Genomic DNA, 26,706 nt, shown 5'->3' with positions numbered 1-26,706 from the left:
AATTTATCATACCCTTGTTTCACGCAGACATTGTAATAGAGCCTCACCATAAGGCTTCCGCCAAGACTGCAATAATTCAGGCAATTTCTCCATTGACTCACCACCCCAATACCACTTCAATAATTGATGTAAGCTTTTTTTACTCGCAACCACTGGAAGCGGCAACTGCCCTTTTACTAACTGTTTCAATGTTTTTTGTAAAAGGTGTATCTGTTTTTTATATTCGGATCGATCTGCAATATTTTCGATTAACTCTGGATATTCCTCTGCTGGAACACGTTTGGCTTGCTCAAGCAATAATAAAAGTTTTTTTCCATGCCGTTTGATTTCCATTGGGTGTAGCCCTAATTCTAATAATTGTGCTGTATGTTTAGGAGAATGGATCGCGGCTTTGATTAGCCCCTCGTTGCTGACAATAAAAGTTAAGGCTAGATTACGTTTCATACCCTCTTGTAAACGCCATCTCGCCAAAAATTTTAAATTATTCAATTCAGCACGGTTTAAACGCCAAGCATTGCCAATTTCTAAATAAGCTTTATCTGGCGAAATCTGTTTACAGCGTTTTTCTGCAAAAAATTGACATTCTTGTGTAATCATCTCTGACCATGGTGATGCTGTGATTATCGTAGCCATATGTTGATACACAGGCAATAAATAATAAACATCGGCTGCAGCATACTGTAATTGCTGCTCCGTCAATGGACGTTTTAACCAATCCGTACGTGATATTTTTTTGTCTAAATTCACTTGTAAATAATGTTCGACTAATAATGCAAAGCCTGCTGAAAGTGGAAATCCTAAAAAATTTGCCGCAATTTGTGTATCTAACATCGGTTGTGGTCGTTGTCCAAATTGTTGATAAAAGATTTCAATATCTTCTCCGCTTGCGTGCAGCACTTTTAACACATTTTGATTCGCTAATAACTCAATAAATGGTCGCCAATCAGTAATCGTCAAAGGATCAATTAAAGCCACCTGTTCGCCGTAATAAAGTTGAATTAAACCTAATTTGGCATAATAACTACGGATACGCTCAAACTCCGTATCCAACGCTACAACTTGATACTGTTGTGCAGATTCACAGATTTGTTGTAATTGTGAATCTTGTTGAATAATTTGATAAGGAATAGATATTTGCATCGCTTTTTACTCAAAAAAATAAGGCATGAAACTCATGCCTTGATAATAACTTTACTCTTATTTATTCAATAATGATCAGTTCTCATCTGAATTATTCACGACATTAGCACGCTTAGCCAACTCTTCTTCACGTACAACACGACGTAAAATTTTACCTACATTACTTTTTGGTAACTCTTCACGGAATTCAATTTCTTTTGGAATTTTATATCCCGTTAAATAATGACGACAATGTTTACGTAATTCATCTCGTGTCAAACTTTCATCTTTTTTGGCAACAACGGCTTTAATTATTTCCCCTGAAATTGAATGAGGTACCCCGATCACAGCAACTTCTTTCACTTTAGGATTCAACATAATTACATCTTCAACTTCATTTGGATAAACATTAAAACCAGACACAATGATCATATCTTTTTTACGATCTACAATCCGTAATTGATAATCATCGTCCATTTCCACAATATCACCTGTTGCCAACCAGCCATCTTTTAACACTGCAGCAGTTTCTTCAGGCTTATTCCAATATCCTTGCATGACTTGTGCACCTTTCACCCACAACTCACCCGCCTGATTTAGACCTAACTCATTACCATTATCGTCCATAATTTTAATATCTGTATCTGGCACAGGAACACCAATTCTGCCTGCATGACCAGCAAAGTTCGCTGGATTACACGCGATCAATGGCGAACATTCGGTCATACCATATCCCTCTAGAATATGGCAACCAGTAACCTCAAACCAGCGTTGCGCAACAGATTTTTGCACCGATACACCACCACCAACAGTTAATCTTAACTGAGAGAAATCAACTTCTTTCAACTCTTCTTGGTGTAATAATGAATTAAATAAAGTATTCACCCCTGTAATCGCGATTGGGCGATAGCGTTTTAATTCTTTAATTAAATTCGGTAAATCACGTGGGTTAGTTATTAATATTCCAGTCAAACCAAAATGAATAAATAACAACGCATTTACAGTCAGTGAAAACACGTGATACATCGGTAAAATAATGGTTGCATAACGATTTTTACCCGCTTTAACAAATGGCTCTGCCAACCATTTTGCTTGGGCAATGTTATAAATCATATTACCATGTGTAAGCATTGCGCCCTTTGCCACACCTGTCGTTCCACCCGTATATTGCAAGAAAGCCAAATCTTGTTTACCAATATCTGGACGGATATATTGACGATATTTCCCAATACGTAAAACTTCCCGAAAAGTTACGGCATGAGGTAATTTATATTTTGGCACTAACTTTTTGATATATTTAACAATAAAGTTAACTAATGTTCTTTTGCCAAATGAGAGTTGATCACCCATTCTGGTCAAAATCACATGTTTAATATTCGTATTGAAAACAACTTTTTCTAAAGTAGAAGCAAAATTAGAAACCACCACAATCGCCGTTGCGCCACTATCTTGTAATTGATGTTCTAATTCTCTCGGTGTATATAACGGGTTAACATTGACTACGACTAATCCCGCACGTAATACCCCAAATAAGGCAATCGGATATTGCAAAAGATTAGGCATCATTAACGCCACACGCTCGCCACGTTCTAATTTCAATTCATTCTGCAAATAAGCAGCAAAAGCTCGGCTGCGTTCTTCTAATTTACGATAAGTTAGCGCTTGCCCCATATTGACATAGGCAGGTCTATCTGGATTTTCTCTTACTGCTTTTTCTAGCATTTCAACTAAAGATGATAATGCTAAAGTATCTGGATCCATACGTGATTCTGCTGGATAATTTTTAACCCACAATCTTTCCATTTTTCTTATATCTATCTATTTCTTGTCAAAAATTGCCACTATGTTACCACAAAACTAGATGATTTTTATAGGTATTCTGAATCTGCTTGGCGACATGAAAAATATTTCATCAGAAGAGCGATTTACAACAAATATCTTTACTACTGTTCTCTCATCGTTCTCTCATACTTTCATTCACTGTTTCTTGCAATGGGCTTAATAAATAGCTGATCACCCGTCGTTGTCCTGAAATGTTTGATTTCTGGATCAGTAGATACATATTTAATTGACAACTATACTTAATGATATTGATAAAAATCAATATAAAAAATAAATCTATATTGTGATAATTATCACACTTTAGAATAAATAATCTAATATCAGATAGCAGAGAGATTTTTATTAAAAAATATTTTTTGTCGAGATAATGAAATTGTGGTTCTAACAAAAAATATAGCTAATATGAGAAATCAATAAGGTAAGCATTAAAAACAGTAATTGCTTTAGCATCATCTTTCAAAGAAATAAAGATTTCTTTAGATTCTTGTGTCATAATATTGTCTCCTAATCAAAATCATCATTATTTAATGGTGTATTACCACAATTGCTTACAGGAATAGTATAAGGCTCAGAAGCTAGTCCAATGAAATTTGTACTAAATGTATAACTGAAACTAGATTCATAATCAGATATCCCCATGATATGCCCAAGATTAAGATAAAAATTGCCTAAGCCTGATTCACGTTTGACAAATCCACTATTTATTACAGAATTATCTAATAACTCTACTGGCATCACTTTATATTTATCCTTATTATCGAAAAAGAATAGTGTGCCACCACGAAACCCAACCGCAAGAAAAACACCTTCTGTATAAGGAATTTCTTTATCTAAATCTAATTTCTCATGCAGAAAAGTCTCAAATAAGACTTTTTTATCTTGATTAACTAATTTCCCATCATAATTATAATAACTAGTTTTTCTAAACGCTTCTTTAAAATTCTCAATAAAGGCTAAATCACTGCTGTTTTTTAATGAACCAAAATAATAAAAACCGCAATGCACCTTTTCACAGATTTTCCAATGTTTTTCGTTATGTTGTTTAATTGCTTTGCGAAGATTATTGAGATAACTTTTCTTTGCTAATAGATAAAATTGTTGCTGTCCTAGTTTTTGATATAAGTTTTCTCCTGTTTTCCAACAGATTCCTGAATGCATTCTCACTTTTAAATTTTCAAGGTATTGATAAAGAGAATAAGCAGATAGACTAAAGACGAAAAATATAATCAAGATATGCAGAAAAACTCTACTTAATCGCCATCTCTTACTACCAATAATTTCTAAATATATAACCAGAACAATAATAAAACTAATGATAATAACCCATAAGACATTTTCAAAGTCAATATAAAAAACATCAAAATTAAAAAAATTTCTAATATCGCTAAAGTTCATCTTTTCTCTTCCATTATATCTCATCACCAATACTGTTATTATGCTTATATAGTAATATGAGTTTTTGTTAATATGATCATGATTCTAGTATATCCCCATAATTCATTTTTAACCATCAAAAAAATACATCTTTTCTTCTTATGCAGTACATATCTAATTTTATATACAATTACCACAATTAAAATCAACATTAGTATTCTTACAAATCAAACAATTAACACACCATTATTTTACAGAAATTAACTCCAATAATAAGGAAAATAAATTAATAAAAAATTAGATAAATAAACATTATTAGAAATAAAGCACTTCATTATATAAAGTAAGTTACTAAAATAAAAAAACTCTATATAAAAATATAGAGTTCTTCTTATTATTATAGCTAATTAAAAATGATCAATTAACGCATTCAATATCTTACTTGGACGCATTGCTTGTTTAGCCAATATTGGATTCGGGTGATAGTAGCCTCCCATATCAACTGTTTGTCCTTGTGCATCGTCCAATTCTGTCATAATTGCTTGTTCATTGTCTTTTAATGCAACAGCTAATGGCTTAAATTGCGCAGCAAGTTCACGATCTTTATCTTGTTCGCCCAATGCTTCTGCCCAATAACAAGCAAGATAATAATGACTACCACGATTATCAATTTGTTTCACTTTTCGAGCAGGTGATTTGCCGTTAAGCAATAATTTTTCTGTTGCTTTATCTAAGGCATCAGCAAGGATTTGTGCACGTGGGTTATTTTCACGCTGTGCTAAATGTTCAAGTGAAACTGCTAAGGCTAAAAACTCCCCTAATGAATCCCAACGCAGGTGGTTTTCTTGTAAAAATTGTTGGACGTGTTTTGGTGCAGAACCGCCTGCCCCTGTTTCAAACATTCCACCACCATTCATTAATGGCACGATTGATAACATTTTCGCACTGGTACCTAACTCTAAAATTGGGAACAAGTCTGTGAGATAATCGCGTAAAACATTACCTGTTACAGAAATCGTATCTTTACCTGCCTTCGCGCGTTCAAGTGAAAACTGCGTTGCTTCTACTGGGGATAAGATATGTAATTCAACTCTACTAGTATCAATCGTTTGCAATGCTTTTTCGACTTTTTGCAGAATTTCACGATCGTGAGCACGATGTTTATCTAACCAGAATACTGCTGGCGTATCGGACAACTCCGCGCGTTTTACTGCTAATTTTACCCAATCAATGACAGGGGCATCTTTCGTTTGACACATACGCCAAATATCCCCTGTTTCTACGGTATGCTGCATTAAGACTTGATCATGTTGATCTAAAACTTTCACCACCCCATCGCTTGGTATTTCAAAGGTTTTATCATGTGAGCCATATTCTTCTGCTTTTTGTGCCATTAACCCTACATTCGGTACGCTGCCCATTGTTTTTGGATCAAACGCACCATGCTGTTTACAGAAAGCGATTGTTTGTGCATACACCCCAGCATAGCTACTATCTGGAATCACTGCTTTAGTATCTTGTAATTGCCCCTGCGCATTCCACATTTTTCCTGAACTACGGATCATCGCTGGCATTGAGGCATCAATAATCACATCACTTGGTACATGAAGATTGGTAATCCCTTTATCAGAATCAACCATCGCTAAGGCTGGACCATCTGCTAAGGCCTGTTCTACTGCAACTCGCACCTCTTCTGGTAATTTATCCAAATTCGCAATGAGATTGCCTAAACCGTTATTAACGTTAACGCCTGCTTGGTCAAGTAATGCGCCATATTTTTCAAATACAGGCGCTAAAAAGGCTTTTACCGCATGACCAAAAATAATCGGATCGGATACTTTCATCATCGTGGCTTTCATATGCAAGGAAAACAATACATCTTGTGCTTTTGCATCTTGAATTTCTTTACTTAAAAATGCCAGCAGCGCCTTTTTACTCATCATTGTGGCGTCTAGAATTTCACCTGCTTGCCCTTTTAAGGTTTTTAACACAGTTTGTTGACCTTGTGTATTTTCCAATACAATACGGATTTCCCCTGCTTGTGCTAAGGTAACCGCTTGCTCATTATGGTAAAAATCGCCCTCACTCATGGTGGCAACGTGTGTTTTTGAATCTGTTGACCACGCTCCCATGCTATGCGGAAATTGTCGAGCATAATTTTTTACGGCTTTTGGCGCTCGGCGATCTGAGTTTCCCTCTCGCAATACAGGATTTACTGCACTGCCTTTGATTTTGTCATAACGAGAACGGATAGTCTTTTCTTCTTCCGTTGTTGGAGAGTCAGGATAATTTGGTACCGCATACCCATGTGCCTGTAATTCAGCGATGGCGGCTTTTAATTGTGGAATTGACGCACTAATATTCGGTAGTTTGATCACATTTGCTTCAGGTTTTGTTACTAAATCACCTAATTGCGTTAAGGCATCTGCTACACGCTGCTCTTCTTTTAAATATTCTGGAAAATTTGCCAAAATCCGCCCAGCGAGTGAAATATCACTTATAACCACTTCAATATTTGCTGGTTTGAGAAATTTTTCAATAATCGGTAGGAAAGATAAGGTTGCTAAAGCAGGCGCTTCATCTGTGTAGGTATAAATAATTTTACTCATAATCACCTCTAGTATTTACGATTAAGTAATCTGTGTGTTTGCAATAAGGTAACTGCGCATTTATCTTATCATTTCATTATCAGTTTTAAACTATAATCATAAAGATTTTTTAACAAATTTAACTTATTTTCATCATTTGCATACAGGGTAGAAAGTTGTTCTAATTCAGCAATAAAATGTTCACTCGCTTTCTCTAGCTTGATACGACAATATTTCTGCCATTTTACCTGCTCTGCTCGTGAAAGCGTTTTATAACAATGTCTCGCGCGATAATGGAAAAGTAATTCAGAAATTCGTTGATCTTGAAAGACTAAACCATGATCGCCGAGTTTTTCTTCAGGTAACGTGCGCAAAATAGCTAAATTTTGCTTATCGGAATAAGAATAAAACCCTGTATAAAGTGCCGTTTCTACATCATCATATTGACTAGAATAGTCCTCAAGGTAAATTTGATGGACTTTCTCACGAATTTCAGGGTGTGCTTTTAATTGTTCTAAATTGCTCAAACAATATTGGCGATCAATGCCTAATCGATCCGCATCTTGTGATTGTAAGGTTTTTGCTGGTGCTAAAATCGGGCATTTATTGAGGTGCACCAATTTCAATGGTACTGATTTTTGTCCTAGCTGTTCTAATGCCGATTTTTTGGTATATAAACGTTGTTTCAATGTCTCTGTATCAAGAGCCAGTAAATCACTAATATCACTCGCTAAATCACAAAAAATGACCGCATTTTTATTGGTCGGGTGTGGTGCAAGGGGTACCATCAAGCTAATATTACTACGATAATTTCCTAACATTCCCGAAACATGCACCAATGGCGTCATATTGATAAAATCAACGAGTTCTTCTAAGGCTTTTTTGCCTCGATGGGTAAAAAAATAGTTAAATAATTTAGGTTGTTTTTGTTTAATCAATTTCGCCATTTCAATAGTCGCATAAACATCAGACATTGCATCATGTGCATGGCTATGTTCAATACCATTGGCTTTGGTCAACAATTCCAAACGAAAACTAGGCATTCCCTCATCATCATAAACCCAATTAATTCCCTCTGGACGTAACGCATAAGTTGCGCGCACTAAATCCAGCAAATCCCAACGAGAATTTCCTTGGCGATAACTATATTCATATGGATCGATAAAATTGCGATAAAAAGTATAACGTGTCATTTCATCATCAAAACGAATATTGTTATACCCCATAATGCAAGTATTGGGTTGGCTAAATTCAGCTAAGATTTTTGCTGCAAATTCAGGTTCACTAATGCCGTGTTGATTACAATGTTGCGGTGTAATACCTGTTAAGGCAACGGCTGCGGGGTGAGGAAGATAATCCTCCGTTTGTTTACAATATAAAATAACGGGTTCACTAATAATATTAAAGTCTTGATCTGTGCGAATACCCGCAAATTGTGCAGGACGATCTCTGGCTGGATCAACGCCAAAACTTTCATAGTCATAAATAAAAAAAGAAAAATCTGTCATATCTTATTTTTACAGTTAATACAAAAATGATTTGATGATTGATTATATAACATGATACACGAGGTAATGCCTTATTTTATGTATTAATTTGCCACCAAAATGGCTATTTTTAAACAAATTTACTGAATTTCTGTGATCTTCCGCTAATTTTAAACATTCGCCATTTGATTTATCTTTTGAAGTTAGATAAATATGTAAGGAGTACAAGGCATTCTTGTCATTGTATATTTTAAGTAAATCAAAAAATCCATTATTCGAGGTTATTATGGAAATCGGTGTAGTAAAGTGGTTTAACAATGCAAAAGGGTTCGGTTTTATTTCAACTGAAGGTCAAGATGGCGATATTTTCGCACATTATTCTGTGATTGAAATGGACGGATACCGTTCATTAAAAGCAGGACAAAAAGTACAGTTTGAAGCGGTTCATGGTGATAAAGGTTCTCATGCGACCAAAATTGTCCCTGTGGTAGAATAATCATATTGTAATACTTGATATATTCATTTTGCTCTTAAAGTAAAATTACCAATAAAAAAGATACACAAAATAGTGTATCTTTTAATTTTTGGTTTATTGACAATGTCATACAATTTAACTGTTATTTTTTTGTATAATAACCCGCCATTGCCTGATAAACAGCGGTTTCATTTTTAATTAAATTATATTTTTGAGACAAAATCGCAATTTGTGATGCTTTTTCAGTATTCGCTGCAGTTAACCAATCTTTTAATTCTGATACGCCCGCATTATAACGATCACGATAATACTGGCTAATTTTCTTATCGTAATTGTATTTATCTAACAAATTTCCATAACTTTTTTGTGATTGTTGGTAAGCAAAATAAAGTGCATCAACTTCATTCAATGCTGTCGTAATGCTTTGCTCAAAACTTAAACGAGAAGATTCATATGCGGCTTCAGAAATTTTCACATTCCATTTAACCGTTTGCCATGAAAGGAAAGGTAAAGTAATCCCCAATGCCCCAACTGCCGCCTGCGTTTCGGTTGCATTACTCACCTTATTCCCTTGCACTTGTATCGTTCCCGCTAAACTAATCGTTGGAAACCAACTCTTTTGCATCGCTTTCGTATCTTTAAAAGCACTTTGTAAGCGATTTTGTGCCGCTCTCACATCGGGGCGATTGGCAATCACTGAAACGGGTACATTTAAATTTACCCCTGGTAATTTTACATTTAATAAATTCGGTAATTGCAAATTCAGTGGCTCATTAGGTTTGAGATTTAATAGATTATGTAAGGTTTGTTGTACCGTTTTTTGTTGCGCTTGCAATTCAAGTAACGTATTACGTGCCGTTAATACCGCTTGTGTCGCTTGTGCGCTACTTAATCCATCAATTACCCCAAAACGTTGTTTATTTTGTACCACAGTATTAATCCGTTTGTAATACTGAATAGATTCTTCGGTTGCTTTTACCGCATCAGTTAAATATGCCAAACTATAATAAGCATTAATCACACTATTAATCAGTGCTAAACGCGCTTTGGCTAAATCTTCCACTGTCGCTTTATGCTCCCATTCTGCTGCCGTTGCCGAATCAGCTAATTTACGCCAAAGATCTAAAGTATAGCTAATACCAATTTGTCCTGTATGTGAAATAACAGAATTTCCACCATTTATAATATCTTTTACTGCTGTAGAATCTGTTTTGCCGCCAAAGGTTGGCACTAAATCGGCACCTAATAAATTTGCTTTATACAGTGCGACATTAACAGCCACTGCACTTTTCGCTAAATCAAGGTTATTTTTTAATGCAAGGTCAATTAATTGATTCAGTTGTGGATCGTTATAAAGTTTCCACCACTCTTCATTCACATTAAATTGAGAGGTCTCTGCAATATATTGCGCAAAATTTTTCTGGCTCGCATTAAATGAATCATCGATATTGACACAACCAGCAAGCACTGCAGTAAGCAATAATGCTGCTGTTATTTTATTAAGTTTATTCATAATTATCCTTAAAAATATATCCTTAGAAAGAAATTAAAGTTGTAAAAATTATAACAATTACGGCAACATTCAACCAGTAATCACATTTGTAATTATCCCCAATATTAGTAATTTTATTCCTGTGATAAGGCAGTAATCGGGTTTAATTTCGCTGCATTTTGCGCAGGAATATAGCCAAACACAATACCGATAAATGTTGAACAAAGCACAGCAATAACAATCGAAAACGTAGAAAATAGCATCGTGAAATCTGTCATAAATTGATTGAATAACACGCCAATAATCCCTGAAAGTACAATGCCAATAATGCCACCAACCAAACAAACTAACACAGCTTCAATCAAAAATTGTTGCAAAATATTGTGTTGTTTAGCACCAATCGCCATTCTCACCCCAATCTCTTTCGTCCGTTCTGTTACTGAAACAAGCATAATATTCATGACGCCAATGCCCCCAACAATTAATGAGATCAGCGCGATTGATGAAATTAAAAGTTTCATGGTATTGGTGGTACTTTCAATCGTTTGTTTTATGGTATCCGTATTAAAAATAAAGAAATCTTTCTTGCCATGACGACTTAGTAATAAGGCAGTTACATTCTTTTCCGCAGCTGAGGTGGTAATTCCTTCTGATACTTTTACCGTAATAGAACTAATTTTTTTCTCACCTGAAATTTTATTCATTGCGGTTGTATAAGGAATCCAAATATTCAGATTTTCACTATTAATCCCCATCACATTGGCTGTATTCACGACGCCAATAATTGTTAACGGTTTTTTATTAATCATAATGATCTGCCCCAATGGATTCATACCTTTAAAAATCCGTTGTTGTGTATTTTGATCAATAATTGCTACCGATTGATTTAAGCGAACATCTTGCGCAGTAAATAAGGTACCAGCCGAAGAATAAATTCCTTTGACATTAAAATATTGTTCACTGACACCCCGTACCTGAGCCGTAAATGCATTATTGCGATAAGTCAAGGTACCACTCACTGAACTATTTGGCGTTACACTTTCGATATAAGGTTGTTTCATCAAAGCTTCGCTATCTGCAACCGTCAAATTCTGCATACTCTCTGCCCGTCGATCACCAAAACCCGTACCGTTAAAAATATCCATCGTATTTGTCCCTAACGAATTAATATTTTGCAGCACCTTTTGTTGCGAACCATTCCCTAATGCAACCACACACACTACCGAAGTGATCCCAATAATAATACCTAACATCGTCAATAAAGAACGTAATTTATGCGAGATAACTGCTTTCACTGACATATGCAACGCTTCGATAAATTGATCACGATAAAAGCTAAATCCTCTATTATTTGTTTTACTTTGGCTAATCGCTTTCTGTTGAAAATGATGCTTTTGCCGATGATCACGAATAATCTCGCCGTCTTTGATTTCGATAATACGACTAGCAAATTGCGCAATATGCTGATCATGCGTAACTAAAATAATGGTATGTCCTTCTTGGTGCAGTTGCTGCAAGATGTCCATCACCATTGCACCACTTTTGGAATCTAGCGCGCCCGTTGGCTCATCTGCCAAAATAATATCACCACCATTCATTAAGGCACGCGCAATACTCACGCGTTGTTGTTGTCCACCTGATAACTGATTAGGGCGATTTTCCATTTTATTGGCTAAGCCTAATTTCGCTAACAGTTGTGCAGCTCGTTGTAAACGCTGCGCTTTGTTCATGCCTGTATAAACTGCTGGTAATGCCACATTCTCTTGCGCATTCAACGTTGGTAATAGGTTATAACGTTGAAAAATAAAACCAAAACGTTGTTGGCGCAATTCTGATAATTTATCCGCAGATAACCGAGCAGTTTCTTGTCCAGTCATTAAATACGAGCCATCTGTTGGCGTATCTAAACACCCAATAATATTCATTAAGGTTGATTTCCCTGAACCTGAAGTCCCAATAATGGCAATAAAATCACCTTGTTGAATCGCTAAATTGATATTTTTTAAGATATGTACACGGTTTTCTCCCTCACCAAAATATTTATTGAGGTCTTTTATTTCAATAATGTTTTGCATAAAGACCTCTTACATTATTCTTGGCGCTCTCATGCGGGCACTCGGCACATCATTTGCAGAAGATTGTGAAACAATAACTTTTTCACCCTCTGTTAAACCTGACAATACTTCCGTATTAATATCATCGTACAAGCCAGTCGTAATCTCTTTTTCAATCACGTTATCACCGTCTAATACTTGCACCACTGATTTACCTGCTTGTTTATGAATAGACAATGTCGGTACAACTAATACATTCTGTTTTTGCGCAATAATAATGGTATTCTGTGTTGTCATACCAATTTGTAATTTATGCTGTGGATTTTTTACCAACACATTTGCATAATAATAAACAGCATTTGTATCGCTCACTGATTCGCTATATTCATTATCTGTTAATGTTGTCATCGCAGGATCAACTGAATCAATTTTTGCGTTATAAACGTCATCTGGCTCAGCTAAGGTTGAAAATTTTACCGTCATACCCACTTTGATTTTTGTAATATCCCCTTCTGAAATTTCTGGCTTGATCAACATGGTATCCAAATTTGCTACTTGAATTATGGTAGGTGCAGTTTGATTGGCATTGACTGTCTGCCCTTCTGAAACAGGAATCGAAATGACGGTACCATCTAATGGCGAAGTAATTTTAGTATAATTTAAATTTGTCGTTGCTGTATTCACTTCTATTTCAGATTGTTTCACTTGTGCTTCTAATTGAGCCACTGTCGCTTTAGCCGTATCACGTGTATTTTGCGCAGTCTCTACGTCATTTAACGAACTTGCTTGCTTTTTATATAATTTTGCTACTCGTTCATAATTAGCTACTGCAATACGATAGGCGGTTTGAGCAGCTGCAAGCTGCGCTTGATAAGAGGCTAATTGTGCCATAGCGGTATCTAACGCATTCTGTTGTGTAACCGAATCTAACTGCGCAATTAATTCTCCTTTTTTCACTGGTTGCCCTAATTTGACATAAATTTTTTCCACTTTGCCTGACACTCTAGCTCCTACTTCAACCCGTTTAGAACTACGTACCGTCCCCGTTGCAACCACACTTTGCTGCAAATCAGCCCTTTTAACGGTTTCAGTAAAATAAGACGTTTTTGCTTGAGAATCGTGAGTAAAATAATAAATAGCGCCTAATGCGATAAAAGTAGTCGCCAAGCCCCAATAAACTTTTTTATTTAATGTCATATATTTAATCCTTTAAACTAACAAGGATATTTTTATACTAAATGAACATTCATTCATTTTATAAAAAGATCACCTTGTAAACAAATATTATTTTGGGAAATGTATAATCAGACTGTTGAGCAAAATGTACTTTTCGGTAGATACCAATTTTGCTAATAATCTGGTGAGTATGAATTGCAAATAGTGTGCAACGTAAAAATTAGTAGAAAATGAGCATTTCTTCCTGTGTTCAATTTGGTGTTATGTCTTAAAAAGTGTAAAATGCGTGGGTTATTTTTGCTAAAACTCAACTTGAGGACACTATGAGTCATACAGAAACGACTGAGATAAAACCAACTAATTTTATTCGCCAAATTATCGACGAAGATCTTGCACAAGGTAAACACCAATCCGTCCATACGCGTTTTCCACCTGAACCAAACGGTTATCTACATATCGGACACGCCAAATCCATTTGCTTAAATTTCGGTATTGCCCAAGATTATCAAGGTAAATGCAATTTACGCTTTGATGATACCAATCCAGTAAAAGAAGATATGAGCTATGTTGAATCCATTAAAAGAGATGTGGAGTGGCTTGGTTTTACTTGGGACGGTCAGCCTCGTTATGCGTCAGATTATTTTGATCAACTCTATGCGTATGCGATTGAATTAATTAAAAAAGGTTTAGCTTACGTTGATGAACTTTCACCAGAAGAAATGCGTGAATATCGCGGGACATTAACCGAGCCAGGCAAAAACAGCCCTTATCGTGATCGTTCAGTTGAGGAAAATTTAGCCTTATTTGAAAAAATGAAAAATGGTGAGTTTGCCGAAGGAAAAGCATCATTACGCGCCAAAATTGATATGGCATCGCCATTTATTGTCATGCGTGATCCTGTGTTATATCGCATTAAATTTGCCCATCATCATCAAACAGGCAATAAATGGTGCATTTATCCAATGTACGATTTTACCCACTGTATTTCTGATGCGATTGAACACATTACGCATTCACTTTGTACCTTAGAGTTCCAAGATAACCGTCGTTTATACGATTGGGTATTGGAAAATATTTCGATTGAACGCCCATTACCACATCAATATGAATTTTCACGTTTAAACCTCGAAAGTACTCTTACTTCAAAACGTAAATTACTACAATTAGTTAATGAAGAGATTGTTGATGGCTGGAATGACCCGCGTATGCCAACCATTTCTGGCTTACGCCGTCGTGGTTATACCCCAGAATCGATTCGTGAATTTTGTCGTCGCATTGGCGTAACCAAACAAGACAATGTGGTGGAATACAGTGCATTAGAAGCTTGTATTCGTGATGATTTAAATACTAATGCACCTCGTGCCATGGCGGTAATTAATCCATTACGCATTGTGATTGAAAATTTCAACGGTGAAGAAATGTTAACCGCACCAAATCACCCAAACCGTGAAGAATTAGGAAGCAGAACATTGCCATTCACCAAAGAAATCTACATCGATCAAGCGGATTTTCGCGAAGAAGCCAATAAGCACTATAAACGTCTTGTTTTAGGGAAAGAAGTGCGTTTACGCAATGCTTATGTGATTAAAGCGGAACGCGTAGAAAAAGATGAGCAAGGTAATATCGCAACGGTTTATTGTAGCTATGATCCCGATACATTAGGCAAAAATCCTGCTGATGGACGTAAAGTAAAAGGTGTAATCCATTGGGTTTCTGCAACACATAACCACCCTGCTGAATTCCGTCTTTATGATCGTTTATTTACTGTACCAAATCCAAGTGCAGCGGAAGATATTCATCAGGTACTAAACCCTGAATCGTTAGTGGTGAAACACGGTTTTGTAGAACAAAGCTTACTCACCGCTGAAGTGGAGAAAGCCTATCAATTTGAACGTGAAGGTTATTTCTGCGCAGATAGTAAAGATAGCCAGCCAGAACATTTGGTATTTAATTTAACAGTATCGTTAAAAGAAAGTGTGATGGTGTAAATCACTCAAGTAAGCAATCGCCAATAAATATCAATAGAAAAATGCCGTTTTAATTTAAAACGGCATTAAATACTTAATTAAGCAGTTGTTAAATCTTTCACTACAGTTTCAGCTGTTACTGCTTTTACGAGATCAATGGCGTGTTTACAACTTTGTTTGGTTGTATATCCCTCACTACTTGTAGCAATAATTTCGTGGTTACCAGCCTTTAATCTCCAACGGAATTCACCTTTAATATCTTTATAAAGTTCAAAATACATAGATTCTCCTTATCTAATAAACATCTCACAAAAATTGCAAGACAATTAATAAATATAACAATCTTGCTATTCAGTAAAGATATCAATTTAATAAATTAGAGATTGATCACATAACAAGGAGCAACGGCAAATCTCATTTCAATATCAGTTCTTTATTTAATCAAATACTTATCCAGCAATTACCCTGATTTTCCTTAATGAAGATAACAAATTGCTACTTATAACCCTGCTCTTTGGGCAATTTGATCAGCAAATTTACCAATGCTAATTGCAAAATAATAGGATTTATTCCAATCCATAATTGTTTTAAAGTTTTGTGAAACTAAAAAAGCCCGTCCTGCTGGTCCATTTGGCAATATTAACCAAACTTTAGTTTGTTGTAATTGCTTGATAGCGCGTTGCGAAAACCGATCTTGTGGGAATACGACACCCATTTGTTGCCAATCACGGATTGTTTTTGCTTTATTGCTGCCTATTCCTGTAATATTTGATGCAATTCCACCTGAGAGTTTTACCTCAATCCCCCATGGTAATTGACGATTCCAACCAACCGTTGATAAATAATTTGCGATTGAAGAAAATACATCATCATAATTCTGCCATATATCCGCACGACCATCATTATTCCCATCTTGCGCATAACGTAAGTAAGAACTTGGCATAAACTGAGTTTGTCCCATTGCGCCTGCCCAAGATCCTTTCATTCTTTCACGCGCAATATTCCCTCGCTCAAGAATACTTAATGCTTTAATAAATTCATTCGCAAACAGAGATTCTCGCCGTCCTTCAAACGCTAAGGTTGCTAGCACAGAAAGAACATCAAAATTACCTTGATAACGCCCAAAACTACTCTCCATTCCCCATAATGCGACCAAATATTGTGGTTGCACACCAAAACGCTTACTGGCTCTCTCTATCGCTGTCCGTTGTTCTGTAAAATAACGAAGCGCGAGGCTAACTTTTGTCGGCGTTAATACACGATTGAGGTAATTCTTCACGCCATTTGGGTTTGGTGCCGTTGGTCTACTACCACGTTTCCGCCCTGCTTGCTGTTGATCCAGTACAATCGAACGCTCAATAAATTGAATATTCTGTTGTGAATAAACCACTGTTGGATCAACACCTTGTGCCACTGCTTGCTGACGGAGGTAATCAACATAATGATCAAAATTAGCTGGCGTTCGTGCTTGAGAATAATGAAACGTCGTATTTTGATTGGGATCATGAGAGGGAGAACTGCTACACCCCACGACAGTGAATATACCTAAACTAAGGATAACCTTTTTCAACATCTTATTTATCACCTAATTTTGCTTAATCTACTGGTAACTGCGCTTGCTTAAATGTGGTTAATAAATTTTCAGGTGGTGGTGGCATTTGTAAATAAAAACCTTGCTGTTTAATCTGTGCCAACACGATCTGATTCTCTACTTGCACTAATTTTTTCTGCCCTAATAAATTAAATAACATCACAAATTGCGGCTGCCCAAAGAGGTGTAATAATGCTTCAGGAACAGCAGAAAAATTATCGCGTTTTTCAATATAAAGGTACATTCCCTCTTTTTTACGACTTTTATAGATTGCACATAACATCTTTTTCAAACCTACTCTGCTAGTTTAAATACGCCCCAATAGTTCGCACTCACATCATTATTTAACCAAAAATGCCCTGTGATAGGGTTGTAATGATAGCCTTTTAATTGTTCACAGACTAACCCAGTTTGATCACAATAATTGAGTAATTCTGCAGGCTTAATAAATTTTTCATAATCGTGAGTCCCTTGTGGCAAAAGTTTCAACACATATTCCGCGCCAATCACCACCAAAGCCCACGCTTTTAACGTACGGTTAATGGTTGACATAAACAACACTCCATCAGGTTTCAGTAATTGTTGACAACTACGAATCACAGATAAAGGATCGGGTACGTGCTCTAACATCTCCATACAGGTGATCACATCAAATTTCTCTGCTTGCTGCTGTTGGTGATTTTTTAAGAAATATTCGATGGTAATTTGTTGGTACTCAATCGTCAATTCCTGTTCCGCTGAATGCTGCCGTGCGACTGCCAACGGGGCAGCACTCATATCAATCCCTGTTACTACAGCACCCATTTTCGCTAAACTTTCTGCAAGAATACCGCCACCACAGCCAACATCTAAAATTGATTTTCCTGCCAAGACTCCAGCGTGTTGCAAAATATAATTCACTCGTAATGGATTCAGTTGGTGAATTGGCTTGAAATCCCCATTTGGATCCCACCAACTCTCCGCCATTTTGGCAAATTTCGCCAATTCTTGCTGATCAACATTCATATGATGATCTATGCTATTATTTGCACTCATTTTATCCTCTACTCTTGTTCCACAACCCATTGATTTTTATTCAATAATTGATCTGCTAAAGTAATGCGTTGTTTAAATTGTAATATTTGCTGTTGAAATTCTGGCGTATTATTAGAATTGCTCAACACTTTTTGCCCAAGAAAAGTCGCACTGCCTAATGGACTCAGCATGCCAACGATTCCTGTATTCCCGACCAAAATTGCTGGATTAGTATTTTTGGGGTGAATTAAAGATTGCCCAAATGTTGTGATTGGCGCTTGAATACCTAATAAATCTAAGATTGTTGGTAGTAGATCGTATTGCGTGGCAAATTGCTGATGACGTTTTGCAGGCAAACTTCCATCTGGCGTAAAAATAACTAATGGAATATGAAATTGCTCTTCTAAACTATCTGATGGCAATGAGTTTAGCGTATGATCCGCAGTAAAAATAAAAATAGTGTCTTGGTACCAAGGCTGTTTAGCAGCAGCTTGCATAAATTGTTGCAATGACCAATCTGAATAATATAACGCATTTAAGAAACCTTGCTCGCCTGACATACTATAAGGGTATAAATGAAAGGCTTCCCCTGCATTAGCAAACGGTTCGTGCGTTGTCCCTGTAAAAAGGAATGCAAAAAATGGTTGCTCTTGAGGCGTTTGATTAATCTTCGTCAATAAAAATTGTAAGCTATCATAATCCCAGCCAAAATGCGGCGGTGCCTGCGGATACTGTTTAATCACTGGCACATCTTCCTTGCCATAATATTCTTGAAAGCCTAATACGCTCGCAACACTGTTAACATTAAATGAACGACGATTAGAGGTCTGCATCATAATGGTACGATAATGCTGCTGATTTAATAGCTTACCAATTTGACTTACTCGATTCAGTTCTAAGCCAAACCCTAGTGTTGGATAGTTATGCAACACTGGCACTGAAGAGAGAATTGCTTGAATACCGATAATACTTCGCTTACCAGCTGCATAATAGTGATCCCAAGTTTGTGCTTGTGGAATTAAGCTATCCATAAAAGGGGTGGCTTTATAGCCTCGTTTAGCCAAACCATCAATATATTTATAACTCCAACTTTCTAATAAAATAAGCACAACATTTTTTTTATTTGGTGCTGAATTGGATTGAAAGTGAAATATTTCTCGATCGAAAGGCATGGCTAATTTCTGTTCTTCTGCATTCAATAACGCTAATGGTTTAAATTGATCTTTTGCGCGAATTTGTTTTAACACTACAAAAGGGGCATTTAAAATAAGATTTGCTTGATGAATTGAAGCGGTATTTTCAAACGCATCGGCATAACTAATCGGTCTTCCTTGAATAATCATTCCTCTTGCCAACCAAACACACACAATAATAAAAAGCAAACTGCCCATAATGCGTTTTACTAACGAGGAAGATCTCATTGAACCTTGCAGCAAGCCAAGCGGTCGAATAATGCTATAGTGAAAACTAATGACCAGTAATAACAAAAATACTAGCCCACAAACCGTATAAATTAAACGTGAACCAATCGCTAACTCCCATAAAAAAGAGAGATCTTCACCGAGCATCATTACCTCACGTCCAAGATGACGATAGACTTCACCAAAATAGGCTAAATCACTTAATGTGATAATGCTAAAAGCGAGAAAAACGACTAACGCCAGATAGGCTAACCCTTTTTGTATTTTTCTTCTAAACAAAAAAGGTAAAGGAACGGCACTCACTAATAAAATCGGCGCAAGAAAAATAGTGGTGATATTCAGATCAAAACGAATCCCATATAAAAAAGCTTGTAATAACTGTTTAATATCCAACTCAGTGAAAAAATAGTCTGGATAAACGAATACAAACAATAACCGAAAAACCGCAAATAATCCTATTGAAAATACAAACAATCTCACAGGTAATTGCAAATGTGGCATGACATCTCCCAATAAAACAGTAATTTATTAATCCATCTAGCATAATTAGCTAGCTCGATCGCAATATGATCAACTAGCCTAATTTACGCAATAATTTATACACTTGCCCCAAGAGCTTTCCAGGTAGAATACGCGTTGTCGCACGCACGATAAATATCCCCAATGCATTGATTGGATTTTGTATTCCTAGTTTGATCTTTAATTTTGCTAATTTCCATTCACTTTTAAAATATTGCACCCCACGACGACGATTATACATTCCTTGCCCTGCGCGCATTTTGATTAAAATATCAGGTAAGTTATGCGCAATATACCCTGCACTTAAAAAACGCAGCCACAAATTATAGTCTTCTAAAAAGAGGTGATGTTGATACCCGCCAACAGCTTGAATAGCTGATTTTTTATACGCTAATGCCATATGGTTAAATGGACAACGTACTGGTGCCATTTTTTTGATCTCGCTATCTTCGATCGGTACACGGCGAATTGATTTTACTGCTGGATTATCAGTATCAAATTCTTCAATTTGTCCACCTACCATGGATACTTCTGAATGTGCTTCAATATACGCCACTTGTTTCGCGAAACGATCTGTAACACAAAGATCATCAGTGTCCATACGAAATACCCATTCATAACTACACGCCGCTAACCCTGCATTTAGCGCCTTACCTAAACCAACATTTTCTGGTAACGGGACAATTTTTAATGGTAAGCGAGTTTGCCATTCATTCACACAATCTTGTAAAGGTTGTGGAATTGGACCATCAAACACTAAAACAATTTCAGTTGCAGGTACCGTCTGTGCCAACAGGCTTTGAAAACACTGCGTTAAATATTCCACTTTTTCTTTATAATACAAAGACATCAATACTGAAAAATGCATTTCTTATTCCTTCAAACTTTATGACTTTCGTGCTAAGACACGTTGATAGCAAGCAATTAATTGTTGAATATGCTGATCAATACTAAATCCTTTCGCTTGCAACGCAGCTGCATAATTTTCTCGATTATTGGCTAAAATCGCTTGTTGAATCGCCTCTGACCATATTACTTCACCTTGATCAATCGGATAAAACTGCACAAGATCTGTTATTGCCACTTCATCAGTTACGCTATCACTTACTAGCGTTGGTAATCCATTGCATTGTGATTCTAAAGTAGATAACGGGAAACCTTCAAAAAAAGAGGGCAATAAAAACATATCAAACAAATTCAATAATTGCGGTACATCTTTGCGATAGCCTAAAAACACAACCTTATCCTTGAGTTGATGTTGTGCTACCCACTGTTGATATTCGGCTTGTGTTTCCCCAACACCAATGAAAAAAAGTTTATAGTTTGTGGTTGTTTTCGCTAATTGCTCAAGCAAATTAAGTAAAAATTGATGATTTTTGACTGGCTCAAAATTGCCTACATGCCCGAGTACAATCGTCTCCTCTGTCAGTTGAAATTGGCTTCGCAACTGCTGGCGAATCTTGGCATCAAAGGCAAAACGTTTGCAATCAATCGCATTATAGATAATTTGATAAGGTTGATTTTTAAATAAAAACGCTCCTGCAACGCGACTACACGCAATCCGATCCGTTACAAATAACTTGGTAAGTTGATAAAACAGGCGATTAATCTGAGCTTTGATCTTATTGCCTGACGGCTGGCTACTATGCGAATGTAAAATGCGTCCATGAATGCCATACCGTTTCGCCCAATAAAAATGGATAAAAGAGAGATAAGGGTTATGGGCATGTACCAAATCAAAATGATATTGTTGGTATAACGCTTTCGTTGCTCGCCACAGTTTCCCAGTCAATAAATTCTTGATCGAAAAAGCAGGCAAGTGATGAAAAACGACACTTGCATTCTGTGCTAAAATCGCTTGTTCAAATTCAACAAAACGTTCTGCCAAATAATAAGTAATGTGTAAAACATACTGATCTTGCGGGAAATGTTGCGCTACACTTGTTAAATAGCTCCCTACTCCACCATGTACGGCAATACCGCATAAATATAAAATATGAATTTTGTTATCTGTTTGCATATTTCACCTCTGCCAACTCAGCTAAATAGAAATAGCCAAGTAAAGCAATAAAACTCACCATTCCCTTAATTAACAAAATAAAATAGAGGGTGAGTAACGCAAAATAAAGTAAGGCTCGTTGTGGGCGTAATTGCATAATCTTAGCGCTCAAATAACTATGCACCATTAAATTCACCACTAACCCAATAATTCCTACGGCAAAAATAATCCGCAAATAGCCGACATCTGTCCCCATATAATAAAGACCATCGATACTATTCCGCGTCAAGTAAAAACCATCACCAACCAACCATGTTGTCATTGTCGTTGGGAGAATTTGATACATCTCTAATAAAAGATCAGTGGATTCCGTTTCCAACCCTGACCCCGAAAAGAGATTAATAAACAATTCTGCGACAAAATAGAAAAGTTTTGAATGCAGTAAATCCACACCAAATAAATTATTTAATACAGCATATAAAAAAATAAGGAGTAGCAATAATGCACTCGGTAACAGTAAAAAGCAGAATAACGCTGTCCGATAATAATCACGAAAATAGCGCTGATAACAAAAAATAATTCCTCCGATTACAATGCCGACTAATACCGTTCTCGCTAATAATAAACCGACTAAACTGATTACTGCTAATATCACTAAATCACGAATAAACAATGTGCCTTTCTGTTGCTGTGCTAAACGAAATGACAATAGAATAATCGTAAACGCATAAATAATACCCGCCCCAAAAAACTGCGTACCAAAACCAATAAAACGGTTCCCTTGTACTAAAGAAGCAACAATTAAACTTCTTCCCTCACTGTACCGAATCAACCACAACAAAATATCTTGCATAAATGGCAACGTATTCACGGCAAGCGTCAGAATAGATTGCACCACTACAGCATTAATCCAAATTGCGGTTAAGCATTGGTAATTCACTTTCGGATAAATATGCAGCGCAAAACGATAGAAAAAATAGGTCGCACAGAGATAAATGATTGGCGTAATCCCATTTTGAATCAGATAAGCAATTTCAAACCCTGCAGGGTTGAACAATTTGGCTGGAAATAACGATAAAGCAAAAGGAATGACAATCAGCCCCAACGGCAAGAATTGCAAAGCGATATGTTGTTGCCGCCAATAATCACGCACTAACAAACAAGCGCCAATTACTCCCAACGTAACTGATGGGTGTAATGGTATGAAGTTATATTTAATATTAAATAACCACGTAAGAAACAGCCAATAAAAGACAATTTTTTTCATACTTATCTGAAAATTAACGCTGCAATAATTTTAACGCCAATAATTTAAACCAACGAACTAACAGCAATTTTTTCACAGGGTAAACCACTTGACTACTGACTTGGCGATAAATCGCACAAAGTTGCCCGAGTTGTAACGACTGGCTATTCGCTCGGTTAATAGCTAATGAATATTGCGTAACTTGCTCATCGGTTAATGATAAGTTTAGATGCGTGAACAAATATTGATGAATCTTACGCAACACGTCATTTTTTTGTGCTAAATTTTTTGCCAACAAACGTGTTTCACTATTAGGCAAAATACGATAACGCAAAATAACCTCTGACAAATTAGCAAATTTGTATCCTTTTGTGAGCAATGTAACCCAAAGCCCATAATCTTCTGCGCGATAATATTGTTGCTGATAAACTAATTCCGCTTTATCAATAGCATCAAGATTAAACATGACTGTCGGGTGGTGAAATGCCGATGCCAAGAAAAGATATGCTTTAATCTGCATATCTTCTGTTGGCAAAGATAATATCTGATTTGCGATACCCTCACCAAAGGTTTCGATTGCCCCGCCAAGCACCGCAATATCTGGGTGTTGTTCGAAAAATGCCACCTGTTTCTCGATCCGATCGGGCAATGCAATATCATCGGAATCCATACGCGCAATATATTGACCTTGCGCTAATTGAATTGCTTTATTTAAGGTTGCAATTAAGCCAAGATTTTGTTCATTTTCAATATAACGAACTCGTAAATCTTCTTGCGCGAAACGTTGTAAAATATCCGCCGATCTATCTGTTGACCCATCATTGATGACTAATATTTCTAAGTGATGATAACTTTGCTGCAGAATAGAATTCACTGCAGCTTCGATATATTGCTCGCCGTTATAGCAAGGAATAATCACAGAAACTAATATATCACTTCTCATTTTGTTGACTCATTCAATAAATGACATTGATTAAAATCTTGTAACCATGTTTGATAAAACGAGGCATTTTTGCCATAAGAGTTATCATAAATATAAACGGTTTTACCTAACAAAATACCCAAAATAAAACAGTGTAAACGTGTTGTATAAATTTGATCAAAACGATTTAGAAAATTAATCCCAAGTTCCATATAAAAATCATGACGATTTTCTATTTTTTCTAATGGCTGTACATAAAGTGGCATAAATATCGGTAAGCGATTCGCTACCCGAAATAAAAACTCTCTGAAAAAGAAATTAGTAAAATTTGGGTTATATTTAATTAATTGTTTAAACTCTGGTTCAAAAGTAGGCCAATCTGAAGTGGTAACATTTTCTAATTCTGCGACTTCGTGGTAATCAGCTGCTGTATTTAATTCTTTATCTGTACGTTTGACAAATAATGTTTTACCCGTTTTTTCTTCAGTAATAAAAGAGTCAAAATTTAAACAAAATGCCATATCTGGTAATAATAAAATTTGGCATTTTGTAAAATATTTATTTAATAAACCATAAGAAACTTGATCTCTCGCACAGATAGTTACATTACCATGTGCATTAAAAATTTCTGCACTTTTTTCTAATGCTTGTTGTGATTGATAATAAACTGTTTGTGGAAATACAATAATTTTATTATTTGGGCATTGCATAATGACATTTTCACGTAATTTCTGGCAGACGTCCCACACATCACCAAAATTCCCACCACCATGAAAAAGAATAATGTCATCTTTTTCAATTTTTTTCAGATCCACATTATAGTAGGGAGCGGCATATTTTAATTTATAAGGAAGGCGTGCTAAATATGCCATTTCTCCTGCCCAAATAGCCTGATCACCAATATTTTTATGATCTGGAATATCTAGCAGGACATAATCATTATCAATTAAAGGATCTAAGCGATCATAAATAATTTCACTTAAACGAGATAATTGTTGTCTATTTGGATTGATCATAAAACGCTCTCTTTTACTTTATGTAAAATTTTACTAATTAACTGCCAATTCAAAATAAAAAATAGAACTATCGCAGCAACCAGTAAAATGAAATTAATACTAAATTGATTAAGATTCACTAAATAACAATAAGCAAAACTTAATCCCAAAGGAAACCAAAATGATTGCCAAGCAAGTTGAATAGGATAAAACGATTTTACATCTCGTTGGCGAATAAAAAACACGAGCATAAAACTTGCTAATGTTCCTAATGCAGCAGCAAACAGTCCTAATGTAGCCATTAAACTCAAACTAATTACAATATTGACTACTGCTCCTAATAAAGTGGTTGTTAAAATATTTACAGTATTTTTCTTTTGTTGGTATGCTGTGCCTAAAAATGCACAAAAAGAAGTAAATACTGTGGCTAATATCAATAACGGCATATATTGCCATGCAGAATAAAATGTTGGAGCAAATAAATAATGGATTAATGGCTCACTAATACTGATAAAAATTAAACCGATTGAAAACATAAATTTTGCTAACTGAGCAAATGTTGTTGTCGTAACTTCACGATAATCTACTTGATTATTTTTTAGAATCACATCTTGCCAAGCTAATAAAAATAATGAAAAAACAATCATTAAAATACTTGGCAAACGAGAAGAAACAGCATAAATCCCATTAGCTGCTGTATCAATTTGTCGGAAAATAATATATTTATTTGCCATTGTCATCAGCCACCAACTCACAGCATTAGGTACTAATGGTAATGAATAAGCGAGCATTGGCTTTAATAAACAACGATCAATTTTTTGCCAAGAAAGATATTGATATAGTTTCCAACGGCATAAAATAATTAATGTTATTACAGCATTAGCTATAATCATACTAACTAATACCGCAAATAATTTATCACTAAACCAGTATAAAGCCGCCACTGACAATAATAACAGTAAGAACGAATATAAAATACCAGATAAAGCAAATTGTTTAGTTAACCCTAAACCTCTTAATGCCTGTTGCAAAATATAAAATAAAGAGGAAATAAGTAATAATACTAAGGTTTCTACTAAATAAGGCTGTGGATAAAAATAATTAATTATTACTGCCACCACAAATAATAATAAACTAGCACAAGCAAAAAGGAATAAAGCACTACTAATCACATTAGCTTCTGAACCAAGCGCTTTTTCATCAGAAATTAACCAACGATAAATCGCATCTGATAGTTGCAGTGTTACTACAGGCGTAGCCAACATTGTAAAGGTTAAAATTAAATCATATTGCCCCATTTCCACTGTTGATAAATAAAGTGAAAATAGAGGCAATAATAAAAAAGAAAGGATCTTTGAACCAAAACTACCGATACTATAAATGAATGTATTTTTCAGCAGCTTATCGCCGATAGCACTACCCATA

The 26,706-nt window shown here is 35.8% G+C and carries 21 protein-coding genes; 2 read left to right on the top strand and 19 right to left on the bottom strand.

Going from position 1 to position 26,706, the window contains the following annotated elements; genetic code table 11:
• Positions 1-6 precede the first annotated feature (6 nt).
• The 5 genes from rnd to sbcB form a co-directional block, all read right to left on the bottom strand.
• On the bottom strand, positions 7-1,140 hold the full coding sequence (gene rnd, locus ACFFHK_RS00645) for a ribonuclease D (RefSeq protein WP_382367775.1): 1,134 nt from the start codon (positions 1,138-1,140) through the stop codon (positions 7-9).
• A 75-nt stretch (positions 1,141-1,215) separates the two neighbouring features.
• A complete protein-coding gene (fadD, locus tag ACFFHK_RS00640) occupies positions 1,216-2,922 on the bottom strand; it encodes a long-chain-fatty-acid--CoA ligase FadD (protein ID WP_382367772.1) in 1,707 nt (568 codons plus the stop codon).
• A 543-nt stretch (positions 2,923-3,465) separates the two neighbouring features.
• Entirely contained in the window at positions 3,466-4,356 is an 891-nt protein-coding gene (locus ACFFHK_RS00635) for a hypothetical protein (protein ID WP_382367769.1), read from the bottom strand.
• 386 nt (positions 4,357-4,742) lie between these two features.
• Complete coding sequence (locus ACFFHK_RS00630; protein WP_382367766.1) at positions 4,743-6,944, bottom strand: NADP-dependent isocitrate dehydrogenase; 2,202 nt, start codon at positions 6,942-6,944, stop codon at positions 4,743-4,745.
• Between the two features lie 68 nt (positions 6,945-7,012).
• Positions 7,013-8,431, bottom strand: a complete 1,419-nt coding sequence (gene sbcB, locus ACFFHK_RS00625) for an exodeoxyribonuclease I (protein ID WP_382367763.1) — start codon at positions 8,429-8,431, stop codon at positions 7,013-7,015.
• Positions 8,432-8,696: 265 nt separating this feature from the next.
• Here sbcB and cspD point away from each other — a divergent pair, with 265 nt between their 5' ends.
• Complete coding sequence (gene cspD / locus ACFFHK_RS00620; protein ID WP_382367760.1) at positions 8,697-8,906, top strand: cold shock domain-containing protein CspD; 210 nt, start codon at positions 8,697-8,699, stop codon at positions 8,904-8,906.
• A 121-nt stretch (positions 8,907-9,027) separates the two neighbouring features.
• Here the strand turns inward: cspD and tdeA are convergent, their stop codons facing one another.
• From tdeA to ACFFHK_RS00605, 3 genes are all read right to left on the bottom strand, one after another.
• Positions 9,028-10,398: a toxin/drug exporter TdeA gene (gene tdeA, locus ACFFHK_RS00615; protein ID WP_382367757.1), complete on the bottom strand. Its 1,371-nt coding sequence runs from the start codon at positions 10,396-10,398 to the stop codon at positions 9,028-9,030.
• Positions 10,399-10,511: 113 nt separating this feature from the next.
• Positions 10,512-12,452, bottom strand: coding sequence for a MacB family efflux pump subunit (locus ACFFHK_RS00610; protein WP_382367754.1), 1,941 nt, complete (start codon positions 12,450-12,452; stop codon positions 10,512-10,514).
• 9 nt (positions 12,453-12,461) lie between these two features.
• Positions 12,462-13,628, bottom strand: coding sequence for an efflux RND transporter periplasmic adaptor subunit (locus ACFFHK_RS00605; RefSeq protein ID WP_382367751.1), 1,167 nt, complete (start codon positions 13,626-13,628; stop codon positions 12,462-12,464).
• Between the two features lie 302 nt (positions 13,629-13,930).
• Here ACFFHK_RS00605 and glnS point away from each other — a divergent pair, with 302 nt between their 5' ends.
• On the top strand, positions 13,931-15,595 hold the full coding sequence (glnS, locus tag ACFFHK_RS00600; protein ID WP_382367748.1) for a glutamine--tRNA ligase: 1,665 nt from the start codon (positions 13,931-13,933) through the stop codon (positions 15,593-15,595).
• Between the two features lie 77 nt (positions 15,596-15,672).
• On the opposite strand, the gene ACFFHK_RS00595 is transcribed toward glnS, so the two are convergent.
• The 11 genes from ACFFHK_RS00595 to ACFFHK_RS00545 form a co-directional block, all read right to left on the bottom strand.
• Complete coding sequence (locus ACFFHK_RS00595) at positions 15,673-15,855, bottom strand: YegP family protein (protein WP_382367745.1); 183 nt, start codon at positions 15,853-15,855, stop codon at positions 15,673-15,675.
• 218 nt (positions 15,856-16,073) lie between these two features.
• Positions 16,074-17,147, bottom strand: a complete 1,074-nt coding sequence (locus ACFFHK_RS00590) for a lytic murein transglycosylase (RefSeq protein ID WP_382367742.1) — start codon at positions 17,145-17,147, stop codon at positions 16,074-16,076.
• Positions 17,148-17,169: 22 nt separating this feature from the next.
• A complete protein-coding gene (locus ACFFHK_RS00585) occupies positions 17,170-17,448 on the bottom strand; it encodes a YcgL domain-containing protein (protein WP_382367739.1) in 279 nt (92 codons plus the stop codon).
• 11 nt (positions 17,449-17,459) lie between these two features.
• Positions 17,460-18,170 carry a bifunctional 2-polyprenyl-6-hydroxyphenol methylase/3-demethylubiquinol 3-O-methyltransferase UbiG gene (gene ubiG / locus ACFFHK_RS00580; protein WP_382368901.1) on the bottom strand — a complete coding sequence of 237 codons (711 nt, stop codon included), beginning with the start codon at positions 18,168-18,170 and terminating at the stop codon, positions 17,460-17,462.
• Positions 18,171-18,208: 38 nt separating this feature from the next.
• Positions 18,209-20,101 carry an LTA synthase family protein gene (locus ACFFHK_RS00575; RefSeq protein WP_382367736.1) on the bottom strand — a complete coding sequence of 631 codons (1,893 nt, stop codon included), beginning with the start codon at positions 20,099-20,101 and terminating at the stop codon, positions 18,209-18,211.
• Positions 20,102-20,174: 73 nt separating this feature from the next.
• Positions 20,175-20,987, bottom strand: coding sequence for a glycosyltransferase family 2 protein (locus ACFFHK_RS00570; protein ID WP_382367733.1), 813 nt, complete (start codon positions 20,985-20,987; stop codon positions 20,175-20,177).
• 18 nt (positions 20,988-21,005) lie between these two features.
• Complete coding sequence (locus ACFFHK_RS00565; protein ID WP_382367730.1) at positions 21,006-22,139, bottom strand: glycosyltransferase; 1,134 nt, start codon at positions 22,137-22,139, stop codon at positions 21,006-21,008.
• Positions 22,126-23,385: a hypothetical protein gene (locus ACFFHK_RS00560; RefSeq protein ID WP_382367727.1), complete on the bottom strand. Its 1,260-nt coding sequence runs from the start codon at positions 23,383-23,385 to the stop codon at positions 22,126-22,128. The genes ACFFHK_RS00565 and ACFFHK_RS00560 overlap by 14 nt, the downstream gene beginning before the upstream one ends.
• Positions 23,386-23,398: 13 nt before the next feature.
• Positions 23,399-24,307 carry a glycosyltransferase family 2 protein gene (locus ACFFHK_RS00555; RefSeq protein WP_382367724.1) on the bottom strand — a complete coding sequence of 303 codons (909 nt, stop codon included), beginning with the start codon at positions 24,305-24,307 and terminating at the stop codon, positions 23,399-23,401.
• Positions 24,304-25,302: a polysaccharide pyruvyl transferase family protein gene (locus tag ACFFHK_RS00550; protein ID WP_382367721.1), complete on the bottom strand. Its 999-nt coding sequence runs from the start codon at positions 25,300-25,302 to the stop codon at positions 24,304-24,306. The genes ACFFHK_RS00555 and ACFFHK_RS00550 overlap by 4 nt, the downstream gene beginning before the upstream one ends.
• The gene (locus tag ACFFHK_RS00545; protein WP_382367718.1) at positions 25,299-26,705 is read right to left on the bottom strand and encodes an oligosaccharide flippase family protein; all 1,407 of its coding nucleotides are present in this window, start codon (positions 26,703-26,705) and stop codon (positions 25,299-25,301) included. Before ACFFHK_RS00545 ends, ACFFHK_RS00550 begins: the two co-directional genes overlap by 4 nt.
• Position 26,706: the final 1 nt, after the last annotated feature.

Source organism: Gallibacterium trehalosifermentans (genome assembly GCF_042433055.1).
In the GTDB taxonomy this organism is placed as follows: Bacteria; Pseudomonadota; Gammaproteobacteria; order Enterobacterales; family Pasteurellaceae; genus Gallibacterium; species Gallibacterium trehalosifermentans.
This window is presented reverse-complemented; position numbering and strand designations above follow the sequence as displayed.

Coding starts and splice junctions, on each gene's coding strand:
- ACFFHK_RS00555 (WP_382367724.1), bottom strand. CDS start 24,307: ATGAGAAGTGATATATTAGTTTCTGTGATTATTCCTTGCTATAACGGC.
- ACFFHK_RS00605 (WP_382367751.1), bottom strand. CDS start 13,628: ATGACATTAAATAAAAAAGTTTATTGGGGCTTGGCGACTACTTTTATC.
- fadD (WP_382367772.1), bottom strand. CDS start 2,922: ATGGAAAGATTGTGGGTTAAAAATTATCCAGCAGAATCACGTATGGAT.
- ACFFHK_RS00595 (WP_382367745.1), bottom strand. CDS start 15,855: ATGTATTTTGAACTTTATAAAGATATTAAAGGTGAATTCCGTTGGAGA.
- ACFFHK_RS00565 (WP_382367730.1), bottom strand. CDS start 22,139: ATGCAAACAGATAACAAAATTCATATTTTATATTTATGCGGTATTGCC.
- ACFFHK_RS00570 (WP_382367733.1), bottom strand. CDS start 20,987: ATGCATTTTTCAGTATTGATGTCTTTGTATTATAAAGAAAAAGTGGAA.
- ACFFHK_RS00635 (WP_382367769.1), bottom strand. CDS start 4,356: ATGAACTTTAGCGATATTAGAAATTTTTTTAATTTTGATGTTTTTTAT.
- ACFFHK_RS00560 (WP_382367727.1), bottom strand. CDS start 23,385: ATGAAAAAAATTGTCTTTTATTGGCTGTTTCTTACGTGGTTATTTAAT.
- sbcB (WP_382367763.1), bottom strand. CDS start 8,431: ATGACAGATTTTTCTTTTTTTATTTATGACTATGAAAGTTTTGGCGTT.
- ACFFHK_RS00610 (WP_382367754.1), bottom strand. CDS start 12,452: ATGCAAAACATTATTGAAATAAAAGACCTCAATAAATATTTTGGTGAG.
- ACFFHK_RS00545 (WP_382367718.1), bottom strand. CDS start 26,705: ATGGGTAGTGCTATCGGCGATAAGCTGCTGAAAAATACATTCATTTAT.
- ACFFHK_RS00550 (WP_382367721.1), bottom strand. CDS start 25,302: ATGATCAATCCAAATAGACAACAATTATCTCGTTTAAGTGAAATTATT.
- tdeA (WP_382367757.1), bottom strand. CDS start 10,398: ATGAATAAACTTAATAAAATAACAGCAGCATTATTGCTTACTGCAGTG.
- ACFFHK_RS00590 (WP_382367742.1), bottom strand. CDS start 17,147: ATGTTGAAAAAGGTTATCCTTAGTTTAGGTATATTCACTGTCGTGGGG.
- cspD (WP_382367760.1), top strand. CDS start 8,697: ATGGAAATCGGTGTAGTAAAGTGGTTTAACAATGCAAAAGGGTTCGGT.
- ACFFHK_RS00575 (WP_382367736.1), bottom strand. CDS start 20,101: ATGCCACATTTGCAATTACCTGTGAGATTGTTTGTATTTTCAATAGGA.
- ubiG (WP_382368901.1), bottom strand. CDS start 18,170: ATGAATGTTGATCAGCAAGAATTGGCGAAATTTGCCAAAATGGCGGAG.
- glnS (WP_382367748.1), top strand. CDS start 13,931: ATGAGTCATACAGAAACGACTGAGATAAAACCAACTAATTTTATTCGC.
- ACFFHK_RS00585 (WP_382367739.1), bottom strand. CDS start 17,448: ATGTTATGTGCAATCTATAAAAGTCGTAAAAAAGAGGGAATGTACCTT.
- rnd (WP_382367775.1), bottom strand. CDS start 1,140: ATGCAAATATCTATTCCTTATCAAATTATTCAACAAGATTCACAATTA.
- ACFFHK_RS00630 (WP_382367766.1), bottom strand. CDS start 6,944: ATGAGTAAAATTATTTATACCTACACAGATGAAGCGCCTGCTTTAGCA.